Here is a 7,798-nt window from a genome sequence, read left to right on the forward strand (position 1 = left end):
GATCCCGGCGTCGGCTTGCTGACCAACACGATCTTGCCGCGCAACTTACCTTGCCACCGCGCGAAGTCTTCTTGCTTCTGCAGGGGAGCAACCACAATCGACGCACGAATCGCACCGTTGGTCGAAGGCGTCCATGCCACCGGAATCGAACGCAACACCTGCGAGCGAGGCGTGAGCATCCGAACGCTGGCTTCCTCGATGGTCCAGCCCCGCCCGAAGTCGAAGCCGTCGGCATGCACGTTGCTCAGCCCCCAGGACTGAAACGTCTGCTGCGTCCAGCGTTCGGCCTCACGCATCTGCGGCGAGTTGGTCATGCGCCCGCCGATCCGATCGCATAGATACGCAGCGAGCTGAGGTAGCTCGCTGCGATTCATCGCTTCGTCCGTGATGCGACTGATTGCATCCAGATCGACGGGCTCGCGCGACCAGGCCGGCAAGGCCAGACAGCCGCACACCAACGCGGTCGTCCACCGCAGATTCATCGTCTTCGCCATGCTCACCGACCGAGTTAGAAGCGGACCTTCATGTTCGCCGTGTAACTGGCGCCGGCATTGCGCATGACGAGCGTCGTGGAAAAGCCGTTGTAGATGTCCTCGTCCGTGATGTTGCTGCCCCGCAGGCTCACCTCGACGTGCTCATTGACGTCGTAGTAGACGCCCAGATCCACTCGGGTGCTGGCTGGCAACTCCAGAATATTCACCGCTTCGGCATATCTGCTGCCGATGTAATTCACCGCTGCGGAAAAGCCCAACCCTTCGAGCAGTCCCGACGCGATGTCGTAACGGGTCACCAGCGACGCGGTGTGCTCGGGAGCATTACGAAAGCGCTTGCCCAACTGATTGGCCACGTTGGTCTTGACCACCTCGGTATCGGTGAACGCATACGCGCCGTACAGCATCCAGTTCGGCAACAGCTGGCCGTTCACAGACAGTTCGACACCTTGCGAACGCACTTCGCCGGCCTGGATCTGGAACAGCGTGTTCTCAGGATCCGGCGTGCGCACGTTGGGCTTTTCGATACGGAACAACGCCAGGTTCGCGATCAAGCCAGGGCCGCCGAGCTCCAAGTGCGTTCCCAATTCGTACTGCACAGCTGTCTCGGGCGTGTCGAGCACTTCACCGGTGCGGCTCAACACAGCTTCGCGCGGTTGAAACGAAGTGGTGCGGTTCGCGTACACAGACACCGAATCGGTCACGTCGTACAGCACGCCCAATTGCGTCGACCATTTGCTCGCTTTCACCAGCGGCAGATCGGTACGCGGCAAGCCGGGAGGCGTCAACGCCGTCTTGGATTCCGAATCGGTGTAACGCGTGCCCACCAGCAACGTCAGGTCGTCGCCAATCTTGATGCGATCCTGCAAGTAGCCCGCGAAGGCTTCCAGCTTACCGGTGAAAAAGAAGTTGGGCACGAAGGTCAGCGGACCGGTCACCGAATAATTCGGCGCGTACACATCCAGCACCGGCATCACGCCGGAATAGCCGCCGTTGACGGTATCCGCTTGATAGTCGATGTAATCGAAGCCCACCGTCACTGCGTGCTCGACGGCGCCAGTGCTGAACTTGGAGCCGAGGTTGACCGCGGCGAGATAGTTTTCTTGCTGCTGATCGCGCGTGCCCAACGTGCGAGTCACGGTGCGATTGTTCGACTGCAGGTTGCCGCCGAACGCCTCCACGCTGGTCAGCGAGTTATCCGCGTAGGACAGCTGCGCATTCAACGTCAACGCGTCCGAGAACTCGTGCTTCAAACGAACGTCCGCTTGTTTCCACAGCGCGGTGAAATCGGTCACGCCAGCGACGTAGCCAGGATTGGTGTCGATGGGAATTTCGCCGTTGGGATTCGGGCGCAGGGTGCCGGCAACCGGAATGCGGCCGTCGTAAATGCCTTCGTCGTAGTAGGCATCGCGATAAGTGCCTTCGACCGTGAGCAGCGTGCGCTCACTCAGCTCGAAGCTGACCACGGGTGCGAGAAAGATGGTCTGCAACCCCCAATGATCGAACGGCGCGCCGGCATCCGAATACGATGCATTGAGACGAGCGGCAATGCGGTCGCTCAGCGGTCCGCCGATATCGAGCGAGGCACCGTAGGTGTCGTAGCTGCCGCCATTGACGTTCAACTCCGCATGAAACGCGCGCTGCGGTTGTTTGGTGACGACGTTGATGACCGCGCCAGGTTCCATCGCGCCGTACAGCACAGCAGCTGGGCCCATCAGCACTTCGATGCGCTCGACGTTGGTCGAATCGATCTTATTGGGCGCAGCGATGCCCGGAACCATGCCGTTCCAAGTCGCGCTGGTGCCGAAGCCACGAATATTGAAGTTGTGAGTGAACGAATAGTCGCCGATCAGGTTCGACGCGCTGGGAATGAAGCGCAGCGCGTCCTGCACGGTGGCGTTCGGGATGATCTCCAGGAGTTCCTCGCCGAGCACCGTCGCGGTCTGCGGCACTTCGCGAATCGACTCGGCGGCGACACCGCGACCAAACACGGTAATCAGCTCCATGTCGGCCAGCGACAGATCCTGAGCAGATGCCGAGGTACTGCCGGCGCTCGACGCGGACTCGATCAGAATGGTGTCTTCACCGGTGACGCGGAAGCGCAGATTGGTGCCCTTGAGCAAGCGATCCAGAGCCTCGGTGACGGTGTATTCGCCACGCACGCCCTCCGTTTGCAACGACTGCACCAGATTGGGTGCAAATAGAATCTCGCGGCCTGCCTGACGCGCGCACTCATTCAATGCACTGGAAAGACTTTGCTGCTCGATGTCGAAGCGCGCGCGAGCCAGATCTTGCGCGGTGACCGGACCGAGGGTACTAAGAAACAAGCTGCCAGCGAGCGCCGCCAGACGCGGCGCCGTTGTGAAACGAACCTTCATCTGCTCTCCCATTCGCCGCTGTGTTGCGGCTTCATGATGGGTAGAACGCGCGACGATGGGCTCACCTCACATTTATTTCTAACGCCAGCGCAATTCCAGATCGGTGCCGGCCTGATCGACCACTTGCACCGGGAAGTATTCATGCACGGCGGCGGCAAATCGAGAGGGGTTGCCGGTGACGAAGGTGCCGCTCAGGCGCAGCTCGCCGAGCGACTGATCTTGTAGGCGAATCTTGCGCTCGCTGTAACGGTTCAGCTCGGCGACCACGGTGTGCAGTTTTTCGTTCTGGAACACTACACGACCGTCGCGCCAACTCGTGGCGACCACCGCGTCGGCGGTTCGCATCATGTCCGGCGTCGCTGCCCCCGGCCCGCTCGCATGCAAAGGCGCGATGAGTTGCTGCCCAGCTTCCATATGCGCACGGCGAGGCGCTTGGCCACCGCTCTTCCGCCCGCTCTCTTCCACATTGATTCGACCTTCGATCAACGTGACCTGCACCGACTTCTGATCCATGCGCACATCGAACGCGGTACCGACGGCAACGATACGGCGATCGCCTGCCTGCACGACGAACGGCCGCGAAGCATCTTTGGCCACTTCGAACAACGCCTGACCTTGCAACAGCGTGATGGCACGTTGGCCCGGCGAATAGGCAACTCGCATTCGAGTATCGGTGTTGAGCACCACCGTCGAGCCATCTTCGAGATTGATGGTGGAACGCTCGCCTACCGCAGTGGAATAAGCACGCTCCGGGCTATTCGACACCACACGCGCCGCTAAGCCTCGAGCCTCCGGATTCAGCCACAGCACGGCGCCAACAGCGGCCACCAAGCACGCCGCCACCGCAGCCGACCAAAGTCCCTTGCGACGCCAAGACGAAGCTTCAGCCGCCGGCCCAGCGGTGAGCGCCGCTGCGCGCATGGCACGCACCGCTTCATGACTCGCCGCAGCCGAGGTCAATTCCCAAGCGGCCTGCATGTCTTCATAGGCAACGCGATGCTCGGGACGCTCGTTCAACCACGACGCCAATGCGGACCGTTCACGCGCGGTCATGTCACCCGCGCGGGCGCGGGCGAACCATCTGGCCGCCGCTTCGTCCATCCCATCTTGCATCACTTCATCCATGCTCATGTCACGCGGCGCTTGATATGCGCCATCGCCTTCATCATGTGCTTCTCGACGCTACTGACCGACAGGCCCAGCCGGCGTGCGATCTGCAAATAGCTCAAGTCCTCGAATCGCTGCAGTACGAACACGGTACGCGTCCGCTCGGGCAACTGGTGAAGCGCATCGATCACGCGGTCGAGGACCTCCGTCCCCTGTAAAACGCGCTCCGGCGTGATTACCTCAATACTTTCTTCAGTGGCTTCCGCAGGCGTGCCCGAACCGACCCCGCGCACGGCTTCCCGGCGCCCACGGTCCCGGAGCAAATTCGCTGCAACTTGAAAGAGATAGCCCTCGATCTGCTCGATCGAAGTCAGGTCGCGTCGCTGCGCCAGGCGCACGAACACTTCTTGCACCAGATCTTCGACGTCGGCCTTGGCACGCAGCCGCTTTTCGAAAAAGCCACGCAATGGCGCCCGATAGCGCTGTGACAACGCTTGGAGCAAATCACTGTGGGAGGCTTCGTGCGGCAGGGACATCTCGTTCGAGCATACGGCGGGCACTCACCAGCTTGCAACGAGGCGCGCTGCCGAGCAGGTGACGCTGCTCGGCGGGGCGCGTTTTTCGAACCGATATTTCTAAACCGAGATCGGCGTGTCCGGCGAGATGCCGGCGACTTCATAACCTCGCTTGAAGTCGCGAACATGTTTCGACATCCACTTTCTGGCCTCGTCGGCGTTTTTATCTCTTACCGCGACGATGATGCGTTTCTGCGCGTCAGTGATGCGTGTGCGAGCCTGAGGGACGGTATCGATCATTCGAGCCAGCGAGGGCGCCAACGCTTGAGCGAGCGATTGTTTCGCGAGCACCAACACTTGATTGCGTGACGCCGCGCCGATCTGTTCGAAGAACAAAGCAACGATGTTCACCGAGTCCGGATCGCCCTCGGGCGAATCGCGAAACTGTTCGCTGGTTTGAGTGAGCGCGGTGAGATCGGCCTGCGTGCGACGCAGGGCCGCCAATGCAGCGACCTCGGGCTCGATCACCATCATCGCTTCCCAAACATCGACGAACGTCACCTCGTGCAACACCAAGGCGTGACGCATGCCAGAAGCCACTTTCGCAGCTTCGGGGCGACTGACGATCATTCGCTTAGCTCCCGGCGGGCGCGCCACGAGGCCGGCGCTCTCGAGCTGTCGTAGCGCCTCGCGAACCGTCGAACGATGCACACGGAACTGTTGAGCAAGGTCCAGCTCGGCCGGCAACACATCGCCATCGCGCAGCGCACGGGACAGGATTTTATGTTCGATGGCCGAGGACACTTTGGTGTAAGCCGGCGACCGCTCCACCGGATCGAACAACGCAGTTTCGCCGGCTTCCGGCGCAACTGCGGCGTCGGTGGCGCCTGCACGGCGCGGTCGGACGGCAGATATCGTCTTTTTTTTCATGACCATAGTGGCAGGCTGAGAATCCCGTGATTGACTAAAAGACGGACTGTCGGACAATAGGGCAATTCTTGATCGGGCACCATGAGCGCGCCACCGCCTCGGTGCCGGTCGATTCCGGACATCTTCACCCAACTCGTGGGGGCCAGCGTGCAAGACTTCGATTTCGGTTTAGGCGAGGACCTGGACGCATTGCGCACCACGGTAGCGAAGTTTGCGAGCGAACGCATCGCTCCGCTGGCGCAGAGCATCGACCGGGACAACAAGTTCCCCCGGGAGCTGTGGCCCGAACTGGGCGAATTGGGCCTGCTGGGCATCACGGTCGAGGAAGAGTACGGCGGCTCCGGCCTCGGCTACCTCGCGCACGTGGTGGCCATGGAGGAGATCAGCCGCGCCTCCGCCTCGGTCGGCCTCTCGTACGGCGCACACTCCAACCTGTGCGTGAACCAGCTCCGCCGTTGGGGTACACCGGCCCAGAAGGAGCGCTACCTCCCCCGCCTGATCACCGGCGAACACCTCGGCGCGCTGGCCATGAGCGAGCCTGGCGCCGGTTCCGACGTGGTCGGCATGAGCACGCGCGCCACCAAGAAGGGCGACAAGTACGTCCTGAACGGCAACAAGATGTGGATCACCAATGGTCCGCTGGCCGAAACCCTGGTCGTTTACGCCACGCTGGACCCCGAGCTCGGTGCCCGCGGTGTTACCGCGTTCATCATTGAGCGCGGCATGAAGGGCTTCTCGAGCGCGCAGAAGCTGGACAAGCTGGGCATGCGCGGCTCGGACACCTGCGAGCTGGTCTTCCAGGACTGCGAAGTACCCGCCTCGCATGTGCTGCACCAGGAAGGCAAAGGCGCCCAGGTGCTGATGAGCGGCCTGGATTACGAGCGCGTGGTGTTGGCCGGCGGTCCGCTCGGCATCATGCGCGCGTGCCTGGACATCGTCGTTCCCTATGTGCATGAGCGCCGTCAGTTCGGCCGCGCCATCGGCACGTTCCAGCTGATGCAGGGAAAGATTGCCGACATGTACACGACCATGAACGCTTGCCGAGCCTATGTTTATGCGGTGGCGGCGGCATGCGACCGCGGCAAGGTGACGCGCTTCGACGCGGCCGGCTGCATTCTGCAGGCCTCCGAGAAGGCGACCTGGATGGCGCTGGAAGCCATTCAATCGCTCGGCGGCAACGGCTATATCAACGACTATCCCACCGGCCGCCTGTTACGCGACGCCAAGCTCTATGAGATCGGCGCGGGCACCAGCGAGATTCGCCGCATGCTGATCGGGCGCGAGCTGTTCGAAGCCACGGCCTGACGCTGGGAGCACGGTAGGAGTCGCATGCAGTCATGCATTGCATGCGCCCCCTGCCCTAACATATTTAGATCCGCGACCCACCATCGGCGCGAGAGCTCACATCATGTCGACCGCTATCACCAATATCGATTCCCGCGGCGTCGCGACGCTGACCATCAATCGCCCCGAGAAACATAACGCGCTCGACGGCGCGACCATGGGCGAGCTGTACGACGCGCTGACCAAACTCGGCAGCGATTCGAATGTGCGCGTCGTCGTGCTCACCGGCGCAGGCGCGAGCTTCTGTGCGGGCGCCGACATCGGTCACATGCGCTCGATGCTGAACTTTACCGAGGAGCAGAACGTCGCCGACGCGCAGGTGCTCGCGAGGCTGTTACGCAAGCTGGATGAGTTTGAATTGCCGCTGATTGCCCGCGTAAATGGCAACACTTTCGGCGGCGGCGTCGGCTTGGTCGCGTGTGCTGATATCGCTATCGGCGCGACCCCCGCGAAGTTTGCATTGACAGAAGTGCGCCTCGGCATCGTGCCCGCGGCAATCTCACCTTATGTCGTCGAGGCCATCGGCAGCCGGCAAGCGCGGCGTTTGTTTCTCACTGCAGCACCGTTCACTGCCACTGAAGCACAGAGCCTCGGACTACTACATTTCACGGCCGAACCCGAGCAACTCGACCAAGTCGTCAATGAGCAGGTCGATCATTTGCTGCGGGGTGGGCCTGCAGCAGTGCGCGCGGCAAAACAGCTGGTTCGCCGAGTCGCACACTTCCACGACCGCGATGTGCTGGGCGATGAAACCGCGCGGCTGCTGGCGCGTTTGCGAGTCAGCCCGGAGGGTAAGGAAGGCCTGTCGGCATTCCTGGAACGGCGCAAAGCGGGCTGGATTCCGCAGGACTGAGCCCCCATAGAAATCCCCCCTTTGTGCAACGCAAAATACCGGGTAACATCCGACGCCTTCGCGCAGGTCGGCTGAACCGATAGTTCCTTTGGGGGGTTTCATGCAGCTGGACGGAAAGCTCGTCGCCATCACCGGCAGCGGCCGCGGCATTGGCCGCGCCATGGCATTGGCCTTCGCGCA

The 7,798-nt window shown here is 61.9% G+C and carries 6 protein-coding genes and 1 pseudogene; 2 read left to right on the forward strand and 5 right to left on the reverse strand.

The annotated features are described in order from the left end of the window. The 5 genes and pseudogenes from JNL55_RS08875 to JNL55_RS08895 form a co-directional block, all read right to left on the reverse strand. Window positions 1-494: pseudogene (locus JNL55_RS08875) on the reverse strand (peptidase M28); the annotation flags it as partial. Window positions 495-508: 14 nt separating this feature from the next. After that, window positions 509-2,869: a TonB-dependent receptor gene (locus JNL55_RS08880; RefSeq protein ID WP_293852179.1), complete on the reverse strand. Its 2,361-nt coding sequence runs from the start codon at window positions 2,867-2,869 to the stop codon at window positions 509-511. Between the two features lie 78 nt (window positions 2,870-2,947). Beyond that, a complete protein-coding gene (locus JNL55_RS08885) occupies window positions 2,948-4,000 on the reverse strand; it encodes a FecR family protein (RefSeq protein ID WP_293852181.1) in 1,053 nt (350 codons plus the stop codon). Further along, window positions 3,997-4,512, reverse strand: a complete 516-nt coding sequence (locus JNL55_RS08890) for an RNA polymerase sigma factor (protein ID WP_293852183.1) — start codon at window positions 4,510-4,512, stop codon at window positions 3,997-3,999. The genes JNL55_RS08885 and JNL55_RS08890 overlap by 4 nt, the downstream gene beginning before the upstream one ends. A gap of 99 nt (window positions 4,513-4,611) precedes the next feature. After that, the gene (locus JNL55_RS08895; protein WP_293852184.1) at window positions 4,612-5,421 is read right to left on the reverse strand and encodes a FadR/GntR family transcriptional regulator; all 810 of its coding nucleotides are present in this window, start codon (window positions 5,419-5,421) and stop codon (window positions 4,612-4,614) included. A 147-nt stretch (window positions 5,422-5,568) separates the two neighbouring features. Here JNL55_RS08895 and JNL55_RS08900 point away from each other — a divergent pair, with 147 nt between their 5' ends. Then, window positions 5,569-6,726, forward strand: a complete 1,158-nt coding sequence (locus JNL55_RS08900) for an isovaleryl-CoA dehydrogenase (protein WP_293852186.1) — start codon at window positions 5,569-5,571, stop codon at window positions 6,724-6,726. Between the two features lie 100 nt (window positions 6,727-6,826). After that, complete coding sequence (locus JNL55_RS08905; protein ID WP_415923042.1) at window positions 6,827-7,618, forward strand: enoyl-CoA hydratase-related protein; 792 nt, start codon at window positions 6,827-6,829, stop codon at window positions 7,616-7,618. The last annotated feature ends 180 nt before the right edge of the window (window positions 7,619-7,798 follow it).

The organism is Steroidobacter sp. (genome assembly GCF_016790065.1).
Lineage (GTDB): Bacteria > Pseudomonadota > Gammaproteobacteria > Steroidobacterales > Steroidobacteraceae > Steroidobacter.

Bases quoted from the DNA above. Each gene is read 5' to 3' on its own strand.
- JNL55_RS08895 (WP_293852184.1), bottom strand. From the start codon at position 5,421: ATGAAAAAAAAGACGATATCTGCCGTCCGACCGCGCCGTGCAGGCGCC.
- JNL55_RS08890 (WP_293852183.1), bottom strand. From the start codon at position 4,512: ATGTCCCTGCCGCACGAAGCCTCCCACAGTGATTTGCTCCAAGCGTTG.
- JNL55_RS08880 (WP_293852179.1), bottom strand. From the start codon at position 2,869: ATGAAGGTTCGTTTCACAACGGCGCCGCGTCTGGCGGCGCTCGCTGGC.
- JNL55_RS08885 (WP_293852181.1), bottom strand. From the start codon at position 4,000: ATGAGCATGGATGAAGTGATGCAAGATGGGATGGACGAAGCGGCGGCC.